The organism is Flavobacterium poyangense, assembly GCF_011751075.1.
Classification (GTDB): Bacteria; Bacteroidota; Bacteroidia; order Flavobacteriales; family Flavobacteriaceae; genus Flavobacterium; species Flavobacterium poyangense.
In genome coordinates this window covers 202311-222389 of the sequence record NZ_JAALLN010000009.1, presented here as the reverse complement: position 1 = coordinate 222389, position 20079 = coordinate 202311, and the positions used below count along the sequence as shown (strand labels likewise).

Annotated in this window: 15 protein-coding genes; 3 read left to right on the top strand and 12 right to left on the bottom strand. The window is 34.7% G+C overall.

From position 1 onward, the window contains the following. Nucleotides 1–40 precede the first annotated feature (40 nt). Nucleotides 41–538, top strand: a complete 498-nt coding sequence (locus tag G3A47_RS15250) for a hypothetical protein (protein ID WP_166923814.1) — start codon at nt 41–43, stop codon at nt 536–538. 395 nt (nt 539–933) lie between these two features. Here the strand turns inward: G3A47_RS15250 and G3A47_RS15245 are convergent, their stop codons facing one another. The 7 genes from G3A47_RS15245 to G3A47_RS15215 all read right to left on the bottom strand — a co-directional run bounded on the left by G3A47_RS15245 (nt 934) and on the right by G3A47_RS15215 (nt 8089). After that, entirely contained in the window at nt 934–1356 is a 423-nt protein-coding gene (locus G3A47_RS15245; RefSeq protein WP_166923813.1) for a protease complex subunit PrcB family protein, read from the bottom strand. Between the two features lie 27 nt (nt 1357–1383). Then, entirely contained in the window at nt 1384–2520 is a 1137-nt protein-coding gene (bshA, locus tag G3A47_RS15240) for an N-acetyl-alpha-D-glucosaminyl L-malate synthase BshA (RefSeq protein ID WP_166923811.1), read from the bottom strand. Nucleotides 2521–3080: 560 nt separating this feature from the next. Further along, nucleotides 3081–3563, bottom strand: coding sequence for an ABC transporter ATPase (locus G3A47_RS15235; RefSeq protein WP_166923809.1), 483 nt, complete (start codon nt 3561–3563; stop codon nt 3081–3083). Between the two features lie 150 nt (nt 3564–3713). Beyond that, nucleotides 3714–4505 (bottom strand): (Fe-S)-binding protein, encoded by a 792-nt coding sequence (locus G3A47_RS15230; RefSeq protein WP_166923807.1) that lies wholly within the window; start codon nt 4503–4505, stop codon nt 3714–3716. A 97-nt stretch (nt 4506–4602) separates the two neighbouring features. Next, a complete protein-coding gene (locus tag G3A47_RS15225; RefSeq protein WP_166923805.1) occupies nt 4603–5940 on the bottom strand; it encodes a (Fe-S)-binding protein in 1338 nt (445 codons plus the stop codon). A gap of 5 nt (nt 5941–5945) precedes the next feature. After that, entirely contained in the window at nt 5946–6911 is a 966-nt protein-coding gene (locus G3A47_RS15220) for an MlaD family protein (RefSeq protein WP_166923803.1), read from the bottom strand. Nucleotides 6912–6961: 50 nt separating this feature from the next. Next, nucleotides 6962–8089 (bottom strand): N-acetylmuramoyl-L-alanine amidase family protein, encoded by a 1128-nt coding sequence (locus G3A47_RS15215; protein ID WP_166923801.1) that lies wholly within the window; start codon nt 8087–8089, stop codon nt 6962–6964. 82 nt (nt 8090–8171) lie between these two features. Here G3A47_RS15215 and G3A47_RS15210 point away from each other — a divergent pair, with 82 nt between their 5' ends. Both G3A47_RS15210 and G3A47_RS15205 read left to right on the top strand, forming a co-directional pair. Beyond that, complete coding sequence (locus G3A47_RS15210; protein WP_166923799.1) at nt 8172–10889, top strand: putative LPS assembly protein LptD; 2718 nt, start codon at nt 8172–8174, stop codon at nt 10887–10889. 78 nt (nt 10890–10967) lie between these two features. Then, nucleotides 10968–11348, top strand: a complete 381-nt coding sequence (locus G3A47_RS15205; RefSeq protein WP_166923797.1) for a RidA family protein — start codon at nt 10968–10970, stop codon at nt 11346–11348. A gap of 353 nt (nt 11349–11701) precedes the next feature. On the opposite strand, the gene G3A47_RS15200 is transcribed toward G3A47_RS15205, so the two are convergent. From G3A47_RS15200 to G3A47_RS15180, 5 genes are all read right to left on the bottom strand, one after another. Further along, a complete protein-coding gene (locus G3A47_RS15200; protein ID WP_166923795.1) occupies nt 11702–12061 on the bottom strand; it encodes a methylglyoxal synthase in 360 nt (119 codons plus the stop codon). 9 nt (nt 12062–12070) lie between these two features. Continuing rightward, nucleotides 12071–12922 carry an N-acetylglucosamine kinase gene (locus G3A47_RS15195; protein ID WP_166923794.1) on the bottom strand — a complete coding sequence of 284 codons (852 nt, stop codon included), beginning with the start codon at nt 12920–12922 and terminating at the stop codon, nt 12071–12073. A 131-nt stretch (nt 12923–13053) separates the two neighbouring features. Next, nucleotides 13054–14058: a type I glyceraldehyde-3-phosphate dehydrogenase gene (gene gap / locus G3A47_RS15190; RefSeq protein WP_166923792.1), complete on the bottom strand. Its 1005-nt coding sequence runs from the start codon at nt 14056–14058 to the stop codon at nt 13054–13056. 82 nt (nt 14059–14140) lie between these two features. Beyond that, nucleotides 14141–15127: a 6-phosphofructokinase gene (gene pfkA / locus G3A47_RS15185; protein WP_166923790.1), complete on the bottom strand. Its 987-nt coding sequence runs from the start codon at nt 15125–15127 to the stop codon at nt 14141–14143. Nucleotides 15128–15436: 309 nt separating this feature from the next. Beyond that, nucleotides 15437–19924 (bottom strand): translocation/assembly module TamB domain-containing protein, encoded by a 4488-nt coding sequence (locus tag G3A47_RS15180; RefSeq protein ID WP_243860471.1) that lies wholly within the window; start codon nt 19922–19924, stop codon nt 15437–15439. Between the last annotated feature and the right edge of the window lie 155 nt (nt 19925–20079).

Here is a 20079-nt window from a genome sequence, read left to right as displayed (position 1 = left end):
CAGTAATTGTAAGTTTGAAAAACAAATTAATAACCTTTTTATGAAAAAAATAATTTTATCTGCCCTGATGCTATTCGGATTAGCATTTACGGCACAATCTCAGGAAATCGCCAAAAATGCACTTGGTATTCGTCTAGGAGATAACAACGGATTTGGAGGAGAAGTATCTTACCAAAGAGGTTTATTCAAAAACAACCGATTAGAGTTTGATTTAGGATGGAGAAATAGTGACAACGTAGATGCTATTAAAGCCGTTGCTCTTTACCAATGGGTTTGGAACATTGAGGGTGGTTTTAACTGGTATGCCGGTGTTGGTGGTGGTTTAGCTGCCTGGGAATACGATTATCGCTACTACAATGGAAGATACAACGATAGTGGTACTTATGTTTTTGCTGCCGGAGATGTTGGTATAGAATATGGTTTTGACAAAGTGCCAATTTTATTGTCTTTAGATGTAAGACCGGAAATTGGTTCAGGATATTATGACAACGACAACTTTGGTTTCGATGTAGGTTTAGGAGTTAAATTTAAATTCTAAACAAAAATTAAAAAAAATTGTAAAAAGCAAAACCTGTCACTTCAAAAGGACAGGTTTTTTTATTGTTCTAAAATTTACCTAACACTTAGATGCAATTACTACGCCATTTTACCACGCTTGGGTTTTAAAAATTATACTTAACACATAGTTCGCAAAATTTCGCACGCAGATTTAGCAGATTATGCCGATAATTTTATTTTGTGATTTCTACAAAAAAAGATTTAAATAAATCTGCCAAATCTGCGTGAAAAAAAAACTCGGCAACCATCAGAAAAACATAGATTTCATATAAAAAGAAACTTGTTTCTATCGCATAGCTAAACCATGAGATTTTAGCAGCTTTTTTTCATTTTCAAAACTATGTTTCTATGTGTTAAAAATAAGCACACAACAATTTACTTAATAATAATTTCTTTCTTAGAGTGAATTTTAACCACTGTATAAGGATAGGTAATGGCTTGTGTCGTCATCGCATCCGGCGCAGGGCTATTTTCTTTTACCGTAATAATAATGTTTTTATCTGTTTCTTCTACTTTTTCAACACCAATAGAATAGCCACCTGTATTCTTTTCGCCCATATTCAGAATAACATAATTAGAAGTACTAATATCACCCTGTTTCATCTTATCTTTTAAAAGCGGATCATTTTCGAGCATTTTAATTTCGTTTGGTTCAGTCAGAATTTCAAAGAATTTAATATTGCCACCGCCATCAGATTGCTCTGTTAAAACTTCAAACAAAGCTTTCGAATCTGCTGTCTTTGTTGTCCCACACGAAATCAAAAGAAAAACGGATACGATTGAAATTACTTTTTTCATCTAAGGTTAGTTTTAAGATTAGTGTCTCTAATTTTGATAATCGTTTATTGCCTTTTGATACAAAGCCTCATATATTGGCAATATATTTTTAATGTCAAACTTTTTTGCCACTTCAAGTGCATTTGCCTTAAACTGGTTCAGAGTTTCATCATCTTTTAGGATTTTCAACGCATTAGCAGCCATTTCTTCGACGTTACCTACATTACTTAAATAACCGGAAACACCATCAAAATTTACTTCTGGCAAACCCCCGGAGTTACTTGAAATTACAGGAACTCCACAAGACATTGCTTCTAATGCTGCCAAACCAAAACTTTCGGTTTCAGACGGAAGCAAAAATAAATCGGTCATGCATAAAATCTTATCAATTTCATTACTGTTCCCGAAGAAAATTACTTTGTCAAGAATCCCTAATTCCTGACACAAAATCTCAGCTCTTTCTTTCTCAGGACCATCCCCAACCATCATTAATTTAGCGGGAATCTCCTTTTGAATGTTATAAAAAATCTTAATGATATCCGGAATACGTTTTACCTTCCTAAAGTTACTGATATGTGTAATGATTCTTTCATCTTCCTTAGCCATAACATAACGATGACAAGGTGCCTGCGGATCTTTTACAATTTTATCCAACTCAATAAAATTCGGAATCACTTTTATTTTATTCTTGATTTTGAATAATTTTAAGGTATCATCTTTCAAACTCTGAGAAACCGAAGTCACATAATCTGATTTATCGATACTAAAAGTTACTGCCGGTTTATAGAATGGATGATTCCCTACCAATGTAATATCTGTTCCGTGAAGTGTTGTAATCATAGGCAGATTAATTCCTTCATTTTTCAGCATTTGTTTCGCCATATAACCCGCATAGGCATGTGGAATGGCATAATGCACGTGAAGAACTTCAATCTTATACAATTTCACCATATCAACCAATTTGCTTGACAAGGCCAATTCATAAGGCTGATAATGAAAAAGAGGATATTCAGGAACGTTTACTTCGTGATAATGCACATTTGGATTCAGAAGTGCCAACCGCACGGGCTGACTGTAGGTAATAAAATGTATTTCGTGTCCGCGTCTGGCTAATTCAAGACCTAACTCAGTGGCTACTACACCACTACCGCCAAAGGTCGGATAACAAACTATAGCTATTTTCATGTATTAAATTTAGTATTACGAATGTACTTAAAAATAGCGTTTAATTTGACTTTTAAAATGTTAGAATTTTGTCAATTTTAGAACTGTTCTATTTTAGTATTGCCGATTAGGTGTTATTAATCGATAATACTTTGAAATTCTTTGCTTTGAGTTTGTAGGACATATAGAAATGTACATTTTAAAGTAAATGACGCGGGTTTACTTTGTAAAAACGGGGAAAGGAACGGATTTTTTATCCGCAATCTTGTTATGCAATACTTGCGGTGTTCCCGTATAGTTGACCACTTACTTGTCATTCCGAAGAACGAGGAATCGCACTAGGAAATCCACACAGCATGTCGCCAATCTTTGTCGAATTACTGGTGTGATTTCTCCTAAAGTTGAAATGACAAAATACAAGCATCAGGGACAACAATTAGCACCTTCTTCGAGATGACAAAATACGGGCAAAAACACAAAAAAAGCCACTACACAGTGGCTTTTCCCGTTTAATCGATTATTCCAGCAAAAAAGGCACAAAATATAAATTTTATGCCTTTTAAATTATTCTATTTTATCTTTTAGAAAAAACGACTGTGCCAGCTATCTGCTGCCGGAACTTCCCACGATTCGTTATATTCTTCGATGTTGTTTACGAGATTATTAAAAACAATCGTATTCTCTGATACCGATTTATCTTTAACCATCTTTTTAAAGTCAATTAATGGCTTGTGTGCGATATGCTCTCCGAGTTTGAAAGTCACGTTCATTTTATCTAACAAATCAACATTGTACTTTTTCTCTAAACTCTGAATAAATTCAACAGAGCTATCAATCGAACATCCTGTTGCTGCTTGTACTTCCTGATTTACAGCCAAAATTATAAATCGGTTGTATTTCAATTCAAACGAAGCTTCTAAGCTTGTTCCATGTGCTGCCCAACCTTCAACAAATGTTTTTAGATCAGTAGCTATTTCAGAAAATTCCTCATCAGAAAACTTTCTGTTTGATTGATAAATCCAAATTCTGGACTCACCAGGTAAATTTTCAAAAGGGATATACATTTTTTTTATTTTAGATTTTAGATTGGTGATTTTAGATTTTTTTTTAAAAGTTTCACGTTTCAAGTTTCACATCTCTCATCTCACATTTTACACTTCACATTTCAAACCTTTGCGCCTCTGTACCTCTGTACCTCTGAACCTCAAAAAAAACTACAGATCCTGTGCGTTGGCGATCAGCTCTGCGATATCCATTACTTTTACAGAAGCTTCTTTTTCCTGATGTTTAATACCATCTGTTAACATGGTGTTACAGAAAGGACAACCCGCTGCAATAATATCGGGTTTTGTTTCTAATGCATCTTCTGTACGTTCAACATTGATTTCCTTGTTTCCGGGTTCGGCATCTTTAAACATTTGCGCTCCACCGGCTCCACAGCACAATCCATTGGCTTTAGAACGCTTCATTTCGACTAACTCAACATCTAATTTCTGAATCAGGTCTCTTGGTGCTTCGTATATTTTATTTGCTCTTCCTAAATAACACGGATCATGGAACGTAATACGTTTTCCTTTAAACTGTCCGCCTTCAACCGCTAATCTTCCATCATCGATTAATGTTTTTAAGAACTCCGTATGATGAACCACATCGTACTGACCACCTAATTCAGGGTATTCGTTCTTAATCGTATTAAAACAATGCGGGCAAGCAGTAACTATTTTCTTCGCTTCATACGCATTCAGGACCTCAATATTCATCATGGCCTGCATCTGAAACAGAAATTCATTACCGGCACGTTTTGCAGGATCTCCAGTACAACTCTCTTCTGTACCCAGTACCGCAAAAGAAACATTGGTACGATTTAAAATACGCACAAATGCTTTTGTTATTTTTTTTGCTCTATCATCAAAACTTCCTGCACAACCTACCCAAAACAATACTTCCGGCTGTTTTCCTTCGGCTAGCATCTCTGCCATTGTTGGCACTACTAAACTTTCTGACATTTCTCTCTCTTTTGTTTAAAGTTTAAAGTTCAAAGTTTCATTTATTAATCTGAAATCTGAATTCTTAATTTATTCCTGAGAATCTTAGTTTCCTAGATTAATTCTCATTCTTCCAATTCAACCTGTCTTGTTGGCTGTATTGCCAAGGCGCTCCGTTGTTTTCAATATTGGTCATCATTGCATTTAACGACATCGGAGCAGCACTTTGTTCCATCACCAAATAACGACGCATATCCATAATAATAGACAATGGACTAATATTTACAGGACATTCTTCTACACAGGCATTGCAAGAAGTACAAGCCCATAATTCCTCTGCTGTAATATAATCGTTTAATAAGGTTTTGTTATCAGGAACAAAAACACCTTTATTGGCATCGATGTTGTTTCCTACTTCTTGTAAACGGTCTCTTGTGTCCATCATAATTTTACGCGGAGACAATTTTTTACCGGTTTGATTTGCCGGACAGGAAGAGGTACAACGACCACATTCTGTACAAGTGTAGGCATTTAACAATTGTACCCAGTTTAAGTCCTGAACATCACTTGCTCCAAACTTAGCCGGAGCAGCATTTTCATCAACCGGAGCAGCCGCAAACGGGTCTGCATTTGGATCCATCATTAACTTTACTTCTTTGGTAACCGATTCTAAATTATCGAATTGTCCTTCAGGTTTCAAGTTCGCAAAATAAGTATTTGGGAATGCCAAAAGTATGTGTAAGTGTTTTGAGAAATACAAATAGTTCATAAAAATCAAAATCCCTACAATATGCAACCACCAAAAAGCTTCACACAATATCATTACCAATTCATTCGACATACCATTGAAAATTGGTGCAATAAACTGACTTATCGGGAAACTTCCTGCTTTATGAAAGTGTGAAAATCCTCCCGGAACATTTTGCAAATGCAAATCGGTAGCATTCATCAATAAAAACAAAGTCATTAATACCATCTCAAAATACAAGATGTAATTGGCATCGCTTTTAGGGAATCCTTTTAAATCAGGGTTGAAAAAACGTTTCAGTCTTATTATATTTCTTCTGATCCAGAAAGCAATTACCGCTACCAGAACTAAAATTGCCAGAATTTCAAAAGAAGCAATCAAAACATCATAAACCACTCCTAGATAAGGAGCAAAAATTCTATGTGTTCCGAATAATCCATCTATAATGATTTCGAGTAACTCAATATTGATTATTATAAAACCTACATATACAAAAATATGAAGTATTCCGGCAACAGGGCGTCTCACCATTTTTGATTGCCCAAGAGCAATCATAGCCATGTTTTTCCAGCGTGCTTTAGAATTATCTTTTCGATTTACATCTACTCCCAAATTAATATTTCGGATGATCTTTTTTACACTCCTTGCAAAAAAACCGAAACCAACTATAAGAAGTATGGCGAACAAAATATTATCTAAATAACTCATTCTAATTATTTTTTAGTCGTTGAATTAGTCTCCTCTGTAGGCGCTACATAAGGCTTGTTTTTCTTTCCAAAAAGAGAAACATTTACATAACGGGTTGGGTAAAGACGTACATCCTGTAGTAATAGTTCTAATTCTTTTGAAGTTTTAGCCAGATTATTATACAATGCGTCGTCGTTTAATAATTTTCCTGCTGTGCCTTTACCAGAATTCAGATTCGTCATCAAACCATCTACTTTAGCCAAAGTCTGGTTTAATGTTTTAACCGTTTTACCTAAATCGGCCTTGTTTAAAGAATCTGATATTTTAGAAAAATTGCTTGACATTTTATTAAAGTTGGTTACAACTCCGTTAATCTGTCCTTTATTAGTATCTAAAATAGAATTAATACTTCCGGCAGCTTTATGAAACTGCTCCATAGTCTGGCTTAATTCAGCCAAAGTTTTCTTGATATCTTCCTGACCTTTTTTGTCCAGAACATTGTTTAGTCCCGTAACCAAAACATCAATACTAACCAACATTTTTTCCAGCTTTTGCTGTATTGGCTCAACTTTACCACCCAAAGATTCTGTCAATCCTAATTCAACTGAAGAAGGTAAAGTCTGACCGTCTTCTGCAATCTCTTTATCAGCAAAATTAGGTACGATTTTAATCTGTTTTCCTCCGATTAAACTTGGAGAATATAAAGATATCTTACTGGTTTTAGAAATAGGAAAATCTGTTTTCAACTGAAGTTCAACTAATAATCTACCTGTGGTTTCATTAATTGTAATTTTATTTACTTTACCAATAACAAGCCCGTTTAAGGTAACAGGCGCCGAAGCAGATAAATCTTCAACATTATCGTATTCTGCATATAGTGTTTTATAATTCGTAAAAAGATCTTTACCTTTTAAAAAACTGTAGCCCCAAATAAATAATAAAATTGACGCGATGACTAAAATAGCCGTTTTAATTTCTCTTGTTAGTTTCAAAATTCTAAGTGTTTGTACAAAATTAATATAAATATTCGAACTTGCGACTATTATTTAATAGCGTCCTGGATACTGATTTTTTCTCCGTCCTTGTAAGCAACTAAAAAAGAAGCGCCATATCCTTTATCTTTAGCTTCTTGCAGATATTTTTGCGCTGCATCGTAACTCGAAGTCTCCTGATAGTAGTACTTATATATATTGTTTTCAAATAACATTGTTACGTTTTTGAGCCCTTTAAAGTTTTTAGGCTCCAATGGTGTGTTTTTAATGCTCGCTATAAGTTGCACTTTAAAGAAGGTTCCTTTTGGCGAATTTTTTGTCGCAACCGGAGTTTCAATTGTTTTTTGTTTTTCTAAACTAGAAGTATCTTTAATCAGTCTCACATCCGCCGTCTCAGGCACTCCTGTACCAAAGTATTCTGCTTTATAACTTAAAATAGCTTCCGCAATAGCTCTGGCGATATCATTCTGTCCTTCTTCCGAATTTAAAATATTCCCTTCCGTAGGATTAGAAACGAAACCGGTTTCTACCAGTACTCTTGGCATATACGCTTTATGAAGTACCATAAAAGGAGCTTGTTTCACCCCTCCCTGACGCAATTTTTTTCCCAATTTTTCAAAATTATCTTCAATCTTACTCGCCAGCGAAATACTATTATCCAGATATTCTTCCTGCATCAGTGTCATTCCGATCATTGATTCGGGAGAATTGGGATCAAAACCTTCGTATTTACGTTTGTAATCCTTCTCTAAAGTAATTACCGAGTTTTCTTTCTTAGCCGCTTCCAGATTTGATGCCACTTTACTCAAACCCATAACATAGGTTTCTGTCCCATCTGCTGCTGTATTTTTATTTGCATTACAATGTATAGAAACGAAAATATTAGAATTGGCACGGTTCGCAATATTGGCTCTTTCAACAAGATCTATGAAAACATCTGTTTTACGGGTATAAATAACACTAACATTCGGATTAGGTTCTAATATTTTTCCAACTTTTAACACAATAGCCAAAGCAATGTTTTTTTCTATTCTTCCGCTGTAAACAGCACCAAAATCGTGATCTCCATGTCCGGCGTCAAGTGTTACCTTAAAAACATTCGCCTGACCGTAAGAACAAAAAGTAATTATCGTTAGAAAAAAACTAAATATTAGTCTAGTTTTGTTAAATATATTCATAAATCTAAAAGTTAATTTTAATAAAATGCAACTGCTATAATTTTTATAATTGATTATTTTTGACAAAAAATTATATGTAAGTTTGACACGTCAAAAAACAAGCCATACTTTTACAAAAATAGCATTTAAACCTTTGCATACAAACTTATTTAATATCGTTTTAATATCATTTTTCCTAACATTAGGATGTGGTAATCTATATTCCCAAGAGATAAAATCAAAAAAAACTTCGTTATCAACTGGAAAACAAACAGATAAAGCCGAAAAAAAAACAGAGAAATCTAAAACTGCTATTACAGACACTATAAAACTGGATACTGTAAAACCCAAAAAGACTTTTTTAGACGGTAAAGTGAGGTATGTGGCTAAAGATTATGCCAAGATCGATCAGAAAAAGAAGACTATCACCCTTTACAACGAAGCAGAATTATACTACAAAGATGTTGAGTTAAAATCGGGTATTATTGTACTTGATTATGACAAAGATGAAGTTTATGCCGGAAGAATAAAAGATTCCGCGGGAGTTTTGGTGCAATATCCAAACTTCAAACAAGGTTCAAGCGAAGTGCAACCCGATTCTATTCGATTTAATTTTAAAACAAAAAAAGCTTTAATCTTCAATTCCAGAACAGAACAGGGCGAGTTTAAAGTAAAGGCAGCTATTACCAAAAAAGAAAACGATTCTGTTTACTTTTTAAAAGATGCCCGTTTTACAACTTCTAAAGATATTGACAATCCTGAGTATTATTTCAAAACCAATAAAGTTAAGTTCATTCCCGGAAAAAAAGTAATTACAGGTCTAACTAACATGGTTATTGCCGACGTACCTACTCCTTTGGCCTTGCCATTTGCTTACTTCCCGATGAGCCAGGAAAAAAGTGTATCCGGAATTATCATACCAAGTTATAACGACTCTAATACAAGAGGATTTTCACTCCAAAACATGGGGTATTATTTTGCTCTGAGCGATAATTACGATTTAACTGTTTTAGGAGATTATTACACCAACGGAAGTTATGCCATGCGATTTGAATCGGCCTATGCCACGAGATACAAATACAGAGGTAATCTAAATGTACGTTTTGAAAACTTAATAAACAGCGAAAGAGGTTATCCAGACTATTCGAAACAAAATATTTACAACATTCAGTGGTCGCATTCGAAAGACTCTAAATCAAATCCAAATTCGACCTTTTCTGCTTCTGTGAATATGGGTAGTAGTAAATATTTCAAGCAATCGATAAACCAGGTCAACGTAGGATCGGGTCTGAACAACACCCTGAGTTCTTCGATATCTTACAACAAGACTTTTAATACGATTCCGCAAGCTCGTCTTTCGTTGACGGCAACACACTCTCAGAATACACAAACGGAGCAAATCAATATGACACTACCTACTTTGCAGGCAAGTATTGATCGTGTCTATCCTTTTGTTGGAAAAGACGGAGTAAAAAAAGGATTTATTAAAAACATAAACTTACAATATAACTTAAACGGTAAAAACGATATCGTTACAACCGATTCTTTGTTCTTTAAACCCCAAATGTTTAGAGATGCCAAGATTGGTATGCAACATTCGATCCCGTTAAGTACCAATTTTAAGCTATTCAAACATTTTAGTGCCAGTGCTTCTACCAATTATCAGGAAACCTGGGTAACTAAAACGATTAGCAAAAAATACGATGTAAGCCAAAGTAAAGTTGTAGACAAAACGATTAATGGTTTTGATGCTTTCAGAACGTATAACTTCAGTACCAACTTAGGAACGACTATTTACGGAACCTTCAACTTTGGCGCTGATAAAAAAATTCAATCGATTCGTCACGTCATGAGACCTTCGATAACGTATGCTTATACTCCAAGTTTCGAAAAATATTATGACAACTATGCTGTAGATGCTTCCGGGAAAATCATCAATTCATACAGCCGTTTTGACGGTGGTGTTTATGGAGCACCCTCTAAAGACAATTCCAACATAGTAGGATTCTCTTTGAGCAATACTTTTGAAGCCAAAGTAAGAGACAAAGACAGCACCAAGACTGAGGCTAAGAAAATCATGTTGTTAAACAATTTAAACTTTAGTACAAGTTATAACTTTAACGCCGACGGAAAACAGGTTTTAGCATGGCAACCCGTACTTGTAAGCGGAGGAACTCAATTTTTTGACAATAAAATGAATGTCAATTTTGGAGCAACTCTTGATCCTTATGCTATCGATAATTCAGGAACCAGAATTAACACCTTTAATATTGACAATGGCGGAAGTTTGTTTAGAATGACAAGTGCCAACGTAACAATGAACTATTCCTTCTCTAATAAGGGCGGAAAAGAAGAAAACAATCAAAGTGAACGAAATGGTGGTCGTAAAGATGATTTATTTGGTACAAATACCGATCTTAATGATAGCCGAAACAGCCAGTTTGCAAATGAAAAAGATGATGACGAGAATGTAATTACTGAATTTTTTAAATCTAAAATTCCGTGGGACATGACCATGGCTTACTCTTTAACCTATTCTAATATAAATCGCGAAAACAAAATCACCGGAAATTCTATTATGATTTCTGCCAATATGGATATCACACCAAAATGGAAAGGTGGAGTTTCTACCGGTTATGACTTTGTGCAAAAAGGAGTTACTTTCACGCAATTCCGTTTTGAGAGAGATTTATTAAGCTGGAGAATGGCTTTTAACTGGAACCCTCTTGGAGATAACGCCAACTGGAATTTCTTCATCGGAATTAAATCAGGTGTTCTTAGTGATATCAAATGGAACAAACGAAGCGTTTCGAATAGATAAAATCGTATTTAAAGAGATACAATATACGTCTTAACAACTTGCTCAAAAAAACTCTTTCAGCATTTAAAATCAACTACTATGAAAAAAATAATTTTTACTGAAAAAGCACCGGCTCCAATCGGCCCATACAATCAGGCAGTATTATCAGGAAACACACTTTATGCTTCCGGTCAGATAGCAATCAACCCTGCTTCAGGAGAATTGGTAACAGATAACATCAACGATGAGACCGATCAGGTAATGCAGAACATTGCTGCTATTTTAGAAGCCGCTAACATGACTTTCGAAAACGTAGTAAAAGCTACCATCTTTATTATGGATATGAATAATTTTGGTGCAATAAATACCGTTTACGGTTCCTATTTTGACGAAAAAACCGCTCCAGCTCGTGAAACAGTACAGGTGGCTTGTCTACCAAAAAATGTAAATGTTGAGATTTCTGTAATCGCAGTACAATAACAACTACACTAATTGTGCCGTTGTTTTCTTTCTGATCAGCGGCACAATTAACAAATACCCCCCTCTTTTTTTCCTTAACAAGGTGACTCTTTTTTTCTATTACAAACGAAATCCTCTCCGGATTCTTATTATCAAGCATCCTTTGTCATTTCGACTTTAGGAGAAATCACACCAGTATTTCGATAACGATTGGCGACATACTGTGCGGAGTTTCTTGTGCGATTCCTCGTTCCTCGGAATGACAAGATTGGGGAAAAACTAAACAAATAAAACATAAAAAAACCGCCTCACAAAATGAAACGGTTCTTAGCAAATAGATTGCGCTATTTTTTTATCATCGGAGCTATAATCAATCACATAGTCACAGCATTTAACAACAATTGCGCGGAAGCTTCATTGGTCGCCAACGGCACATTATGTACGTCACATACCCTAATCAGCATATTAATATCAACTTCATGAGGATGGCTTGCCAACGGATCTTTGAAAAAGAAAACCATCTGCGTTTTACCTTCAGCCACTCTTGCAGCAATCTGGGCATCACCTCCCAAAGGCCCGGAAAGCATTTTCCGTACTTTAAAACCTGCATTTTCTGCTTTGCTTCCCGTTGCAATTAGTTTAATATTTTCTTTAAGCAAAAGGGATTTGTTTTTGTTTAAAAACTGAACCATATCTGCTTTTTTGCCATCATGTGCAATAATTGCTATTTCCATAAAACTGAACTATTGATTCGCAACGTGGTACGCGATCAATCCGTCGATTGGTCTTCTTAAGACGTTACCCAACTGAAGTTCGTATTTATTAAACGTTTCCTGCAGTTCGTCTTTTAAATAAAAAGCAATAGAACCAACAAAATGTACCGGAACTTCTTTACAGTTATCAAATTGTTTGATATAGTTTTTAACAAACGATTTCATTCCTTTAAAGATAATTTTTCTGCAAAACTCCGTGTCTTTATGTTTGATCAGGAACTTAGCAAAAGTTGCCAGATAAGCATTTGGATTAGGCTCTTTGTATAATTTATTTTTGATAAAATCCGGATCTAAATTATATTCCTTTTCAAATTCTTTCGCCAATTCTTTTGGCATTTTATTGAAATAATATTTTCTGATCAGTTCTTTTCCAAAGACATTTCCACTACAATCATCCATAGCGATATACCCTAAAGATTGTACTTTCTGATGCAATACTTTTCCATCAAAATAACTGCAGTTAGAACCTGTTCCCAGTATACTAACAATTGCAGCTTCTCCTTTTGGAGTAGTCGCATAAACCGCTGCATAAGTATCTTCATGAACTTCTACAATTGCGTTCTCAAAAAAGTCACGAAAAATTCGCGCTAATTCGGTCTGCATTCTTTCAGTTCCGCAACCTGCTCCATAAAAGAACAAATGTGTAGCTTCATTTTTATTTTGCAAAATATCAAAACGATCGCTTATTCTTGCAATAACTTCCGGACCGTCCAGAATTTCAGGGTTTAACCCCAGGGTTTGTGTCGTGAATAATACTTTTCCATTATCATCAATCGCAATCCAATCGGCTTTAGTAGACCCACTATCAACTATTAATTTCATTTTATTTCGTTTTTGGATTAGTTTTTCTTCAAATAATTAAGAAAGTGTCTTTTTTACATTAATTAAAGAAATAACAATATAACAAAATCCCGCTACTTTGACATAACGGGATTTTGTAAAAATAGGTATTATTATTTTAAACCTGCAATATGTACAGATAAATCAATCAATTTACTAGAGTAACCGTACTCGTTATCGTACCAAGATACCAATTTGAAGAAGCTTGAATTCAAACCAATTCCGGCAGTAGCATCAACGATAGATGTTCTTGAATCAGAGATAAAATCCTGAGACACAACTGCATCTTCTGTATAACCTAAAATACCTTTCATATTGGTTTCAGATGCTTTTTTCAAAACAGCCATAATTTCTTCGTAAGTAGTTTCTTTAGCTACTTTTACAGTTAAATCAACTACAGAAACGTCAGCCGTTGGAACACGGAAAGACATACCGGTTAATTTTCCATTCAAAGCAGGAATTACTTTTCCTACTGCTTTTGCAGCACCTGTTGAAGAAGGAATGATGTTGATTGCAGCAGCACGCCCACCTCTCCAGTCTTTTCTTGACGGACCATCTGCAGTCATTTGAGTTGAAGTTGTTGCGTGAACAGTAGTCATTAACCCTTCAACAATTTCGAAATTATCGTGAATAACTTTAGCTAAAGGAGCTAAACAGTTAGTAGTACAAGATGCGTTAGAAACTACAGTATCAGATGCTTTTGCTGTTTCGTGATTTACTCCCATAACAAACATTGGAGCATCTGCAGACGGAGCAGAAATAATTACTTTTTTAGCACCACCTGTAATGTGTGCATTTGCTGTTTCAAGAGTAGTAAAGAAACCTGTACATTCTGCTACAACATCTACATCAACCTCATTCCATTTCAGGTTTGCCGGTTCTCTTTCTGCAGTAATACGAATGTTTCTTCCGTTAACGTATAGTTTTCCTTCTTTTACTTCTACAGTTCCGTTGAAACGACCGTGAACTGAATCATATTTTAATAAATAAGCTAAATGATCTACATCTAATAAGTCATTGATTGCAACTACTTCTACATTATCTCTATTGAAAGATTCTCTGAAAACGATTCTTCCAATACGTCCAAATCCGTTTATTCCTAATTTTACTTTTGACATTTTACTTAATTTTTGTTTTTTATTACGCTAATTTAAAGTCTAATTTCCTCACAATAAACTTCATTTCTTTCTCACTTATTTTTTATGTCGACATGATATCTGATACTCTCAGTAATTCTCTGTCAATTTCAGATTTTGCTTTAATTGCTTGTTCCAGCGGTGTCAAAGTCACCTTGTCAGATTGTAAACCAACCATATAATTTGATTTTCCTTCGATTAAAGACTCGACCGCTTTTACTCCCAAACGGCTGGCTAAAACCCTATCAAAACAGGATGGAGAACCACCACGTTGCATATGTCCTAAAACAGATACTCTTACATCATATTCAGGCAAATTAGCTTCGACGTAATCTTTTAATTCGAATACGTTTTTACCAATTTTATCTCCTTCAGCAATAACTACTATACTTGATGATTTTCCTGAAGTTTTACTTTTTTGAAGAGAATCAAGTAGTCGGTCTAAACCTAAATCTTCTTCAGGAATAAGAATTTCTTCGGCACCGGCTCCAATTCCGGCATTAAGAGCAATGTGCCCTGCATCTCTACCCATAACCTCTACAAAAAACAATCGGTTATGCGAACTGGCAGTATCTCTAATTTTATCAATACAATCTACCACTGTATTTAAGGCCGTATCATACCCTAAGGTAAAACTGGTACCAAAAATATCATTATCGATTGTACCCGGAATTCCCATTACAGGAAAACCAAATTCTGTATTAAATAGTAAAGCACCGGTAAAACTTCCGTCGCCACCAATGACAACCAAAGCATCTACTCCTGCTTTCACAAGATTATCGTGTGCCTTTTTTCTACCTTCCGGGGTTCTAAACTCAACAGAACGAGCCGATTTTAAGATCGTTCCACCTTTGTTTACAATATTATTTACACTTCGAGGGCCCATTTCTTTAAAATCTCCTTCGATCATTCCTTGATACCCTCTATAAATTCCTATGCATTCTATATTATGATAAGCACATGTTCGAACAACTGATCGTATTGCGGCATTCATTCCTGGTGAGTCACCTCCTGAGGTTAGAACACCTACTTTTTTTATTGTTTTTGGCATTATTTAAGTATTAAAGTGTAAAATTAGCAAACATTCACCACTTTTCGGGTTATGATTGTAATAAATTAATAAAATATGTTAAATTCAAACGTTTTCGTTAATAAGTTTTTTGATATCAAAAAATTCATTAAAAATAATAAAAGCCCCTTTTTTTAATTAAATCTCTAAAATTAACAATACAATACGCAACTGTTATAAAACTGCCTCTTTTCAGAAACAGCTTCAAAAAAGGTTTTATCTTTAAATTTAAGCATAAAAAAAACCATTACGACAGGTAATGGTTTTCTATAGGATATTTTTAACACAAACTTAAAAATCATCATTATCAGGTATAAGCCCCTGATTGTTGTTATTTGTTGGTTGTGGTTTTTCTTCTTCTTTTTTATCTGTTTTCTTTTTATTCTTATCGGCCTCTTTCTTACTAGAGAACTTCATATAATCGGGATTCAGATACGAGTCCTGCAAATCATCGGTATTGTTTTTCAAAGCTCTTTCTAATTTATGGCTTTTAAATATTTTATTGACCAATTCGCTAAAAGTATCAAAATCGACTTCATACGAAATACCGACTCCCTGAGTATAACCAATTCCCTGTCCTATATAATTGATGTCGTTTTCTTTATTAAACAGCCTCAGGTTCATTGTTCCGTCCTCATTTACCCTGTACAATATTTCGATATCACCCACAATAGCCGATTCATTGACACCTCCTACCGGTACCCCAACCTTACCGTTGATTGTAATTCTTTCGTTGATCTGAGAGGTAATATTGGCTACAAACTGACCGTCTGCCTCCTGCCCTAATCGTCTATCTGCAGAAATAAAGTTTAAATCGATATTGAACTTATCATTATCTGATTTTATAATTCCGCCTAACAAACTGGCCGCTGTTTCGGCAAATGTTCCCGACAAATCGCTTTGATTGAATCCGTCAGGACTCATAAACGAACCTGTAGACAGTAAATACAAGGCCTGTGTCTGGCGTACATCTTTATCATCTAATTTGTATTGTATTTCCGATTTCAAAACACTACTTACCGATGGAAACTGAATATCAAAATTAGGCTCCGGACTTGTTAAATCTCCTCTTAATCCGATAACCACTTCAACCGGTACTTTTTTATTAAAAGAAGAGTTTTCTAACAATACAGCAGGATTCGCAGTGGTCTTATAAATCGCTTCCAGATTCAGCTGGGCTTTCAGCGGGTTACCTTCCCAAATAATTGATCCTCCTTTTTTAACTGCGAACTTTTTATCGATTAAACCGCCATATTTAAAATTATAGGTTCCTTCGTATGCCTGGAAATCTCCCCACATATTAAATTTACCCAATGTATTAATTTTAAACAACAGCGATCCGTATCCTTTTCCTTTCATACCATGTCCAGAATTTCGATCCAGAATTACCTCGACTTCGGCATCGGGTGTAATATCAAAGTCAAATTCTAGTTCAAGACCACCGTAATTTTTTGTCTTTTCGACAATGCCGTTCTCTAAATTATACTTCTCTTGTGGCGTCACAAAATGAATAAAGCTGCTTTCACCAACACTCTGCGCATTATTAATAGGAATCTTAACCTGGGTTCCTTTCTCCGATTTGGCATCCACTTTTATGAACAAACTTTCTGTCGGACCTTTGATACTTGCTGTACCATTAATAAAAGCAGTACCAAAATAAGCCGCATCTTCACTGTCTTTTGTATCCAATGCCAATAATCGCTTAGAAGTAATATTTAAATCTAGCTTCCAATCTGCAAAATTATGATGCTCAATACTACCGTTCAGCAAGCCTTTGGTGCCAAATTTCGTATCGGTCAGCTGATTATTTCGAAACAAAAACTTCTCATCGGTCAAATCAATCACAGTACGATCACTCAGCTCATAATCGGTATTGAGATACGGAATCGTCATACCAGCTTTCTCTACATACAACCTACCATTGATTTCTGGTTTTTTCAGATTTCCCACAACAGCAGCATTACCCGAAACAGTTCCTCTTACATTAGACAAAACTTCGCCACCGACAGTTCCTAAAGTAGCCAGATTAAAGCCCTCGAGCTTCAGATTCATATCTAAAACAGTCTCTTTGTTCTCGATCGCAAAAGTTCCATCTGCTTTAAACGATTCCGTAAAACCGTTTTGTATGGATGAATTTACCGTAAACTTTTTAAAACTTTCATCACCTGCAATGTCAAAATTTAAAGTTCCTAAGTCTATTTTATTCAAATTAAGATGATCAATTACAACAGATGCGGTGGGCTGATAGACATCTTTATTCTGCTTGTAATTAACACTCCCGTTCAAATTACCATTAAAAACAAACTTCGAATTAAATGGTGTGATTTTATTTATATCTACATCTTCAAAATTCAGAACGATGTCTTTATAATCTTTTCCTTTTAAAACTCCGTTTAAATCAATTTTCTGATTCTCATGTGACAAAACAATATTATCAATCTTAAAGTTTTTTAATTCTTTGTCAAAAACAATTTGATTGTCTTTTTCAGCATCTTCATTTAAATACCATAAATAGTCTTTAAATTTCATCTCCGATTTATGAATCCCTACAACATTATTTTTCTCTTTATCTATCGTGTGGTATAAATTCAGATTAAAGTAATCCTCACCCTGATCTCCTCCTTTAAACTCCGAACGAACAAACAACGTATCTTTTGAAGTTACATTAATCAAACTAAAATCGCGTACTTTATAATAAGGTGTTTTAATACTATCCAACTCTATGTAAGCATTATAAAGCTGGTTTTTATTATCGACATTGATCCTGATATTATCGAATGTATTTTTTGCCGCAGTGATTTTTTGAGAATTGAATTTAAATTTGAATTCATTTAAGTCCGAATCAATTTTCCCACGCAAAACGGTAGAGGAGTCAATTTCGATTTCCGGATACAGCATTTCAACTACCTTATTGTAGACATGCAAATTGAAACGCAAAAATTGTCCTTTTTTTACTTTATAAGGTTTGTAATTCGTGTACAGACTTCCCACCGAATTCATCACCAATCTACCCAGTTCCTTAAACTGAAATTTCCCCACGATTTCGCCATTAACAACATCCGAAGAGTTTATATTAATCGTACGCAATCGGTCTTTATCAAAATTAGAATTTACTGTTACATCATCAAAAATATAAGTAGCTTTTGGATTTTGATACACAGCATCTTTAAGATAAACATTCCCTTGAAGATTTTCAATAGAATTCCCGGTCAGTTCCACAACAGCATCTCCTGTAAAATGGGAAATAGAATCGTTTACAAATTTAAGCTTTCGCAAATCGGCATTTTCAACATTGATATGAAAGTCATATTTACTTTCTCGTTTGCTCAAATCGACCAAACCATCAAATGTAAGACTCAGGTTCGGATCATTAACAGAAACCTGTCCTTTATAATAGGGCAATTTAAAATTCCCGTTTACTACAATATTATTATAGGTGTACTTATTATAATCTAGTTTAGCAATATCTCCTTTTACAATTGTGTTAAGGTATTTCTCGGTAAAACCAACTCCATCAACATCCAAATTTAATGTGGTTCTGCCAATATCTTTCCGTTGCAGTAAAGTTCCTACATCAAAATTATCTAATATAATATTTCCGGAATAAGAAGCTTTATCGATAAAATCCATATTGTTCATATGCAGATCGATCTGACCGTTTCCTAAACCGGTTGTCATTTTAAAATCGGTTTCTAAAGCGGTAGTCGAAACTTTGGCTTTACCCACCATATTAAATCTTCCCAACTTCTGAATTTCCTTTGGAAGTTTGGTTCCTAAAACACCCGGCAGTAAAATCACCAGATCATCATAACTCGAAAGCAATTTATCAAACTTTCCGTCCATAGAAAACTTCTGATTTTCGCTTCCCACAAGATTCCTGAAGTTAATCGATCCAATAATCTTTGAACCGTTGGTATCACTAAGTCTTAATCGTCTTAGATTCAAATTATTCAGTGTCCCCTTTATTTTTGTCTTTATTTTAAAATGCTGGTTTTTACCCAATCCATCATAAAAATAGCGAATATCATTTGTAGCAATCGAAGCAGAATCTAATGCAACATCAAACTTTACCTTATCAGTAAAATGTAAAAAATCCTCTATTTTGTAATTCAATATCGCGTGACCGTAAATAGAAGATCTCTTCGTTTTAATCGCCAGGTTCTCTACCTTTATTTGTTTTTTGGTATAGCTGAATTTTCCTGCGAAATTAGAAACATATAAACCGCGATGATCTAAAAATGAAAATCGGTGAATTGTGGTATTCACATCAGGACCATACAATTTAAAATCGCTTATGTAGGCGTTAAGTTTTTTAAAATCTAAAAATTTAGGCGTTTTTTTATTCTCATCTACTACCGAAAAAGTACCTCTGGAGATATAGGCATTTTTGGCCGTCAGCAAAAAGTGTTTGTCTGATTGAGAAGGTTTACCCGTTTCAAACAATTTAACAAACTTATTAATATTGTTTTCGTCTTCGTTTTTATAAGTTTTAAGATTAAAAATCAATCCGGTTAAACGAACATCGCCAAAAATCAGATCACCATCCAGTAATCTTTTTATGCTTGCAATATCTGTGTTAATAATATCCGAGTAGATTAAAGTCTTATTATGATGATCCAGAATAAGGACTTTTTTAAGTTTAACGCCACCAAAAATATTGATCGCAACTTTGTCTACACTAATTTTAGTCTTAAAATCGGAGTTAAGTGATTCTGTAACGTAGGTTGCAATTTTTGTCTGAACGACGGGCAAAGACAGCGTTATAGCCAGTGCCAACAAAAGTAAAATTAACCCAATTAGGGTTCGTGATATTATTTTTTTTACTTTTCTGATAGCTCTATAATTTTAGTTTTCTTTTAATTTTATTTTGAACAGACAAAGGACGGCTGTTTTGATAAAATTTCTTTAATTTTGGCGTTTCCGGCAATCAAAGA

Excerpts from the sequence above, each read along its gene's own strand:
- bshA (WP_166923811.1), bottom strand. The coding sequence starts at position 2,520 with ATGAAAATAGCTATAGTTTGTTATCCGACCTTTGGCGGTAGTGGTGTA.
- G3A47_RS15225 (WP_166923805.1), bottom strand. The coding sequence starts at position 5,940 with ATGAGTTATTTAGATAATATTTTGTTCGCCATACTTCTTATAGTTGGT.
- pfkA (WP_166923790.1), bottom strand. The coding sequence starts at position 15,127 with ATGCCAAAAACAATAAAAAAAGTAGGTGTTCTAACCTCAGGAGGTGAC.
- G3A47_RS15205 (WP_166923797.1), top strand. The coding sequence starts at position 10,968 with ATGAAAAAAATAATTTTTACTGAAAAAGCACCGGCTCCAATCGGCCCA.
- G3A47_RS15245 (WP_166923813.1), bottom strand. The coding sequence starts at position 1,356 with ATGAAAAAAGTAATTTCAATCGTATCCGTTTTTCTTTTGATTTCGTGT.
- G3A47_RS15230 (WP_166923807.1), bottom strand. The coding sequence starts at position 4,505 with ATGTCAGAAAGTTTAGTAGTGCCAACAATGGCAGAGATGCTAGCCGAA.
- G3A47_RS15250 (WP_166923814.1), top strand. The coding sequence starts at position 41 with ATGAAAAAAATAATTTTATCTGCCCTGATGCTATTCGGATTAGCATTT.
- gap (WP_166923792.1), bottom strand. The coding sequence starts at position 14,058 with ATGTCAAAAGTAAAATTAGGAATAAACGGATTTGGACGTATTGGAAGA.
- G3A47_RS15235 (WP_166923809.1), bottom strand. The coding sequence starts at position 3,563 with ATGTATATCCCTTTTGAAAATTTACCTGGTGAGTCCAGAATTTGGATT.
- G3A47_RS15195 (WP_166923794.1), bottom strand. The coding sequence starts at position 12,922 with ATGAAATTAATAGTTGATAGTGGGTCTACTAAAGCCGATTGGATTGCG.
- G3A47_RS15200 (WP_166923795.1), bottom strand. The coding sequence starts at position 12,061 with ATGGAAATAGCAATTATTGCACATGATGGCAAAAAAGCAGATATGGTT.
- G3A47_RS15215 (WP_166923801.1), bottom strand. The coding sequence starts at position 8,089 with ATGAATATATTTAACAAAACTAGACTAATATTTAGTTTTTTTCTAACG.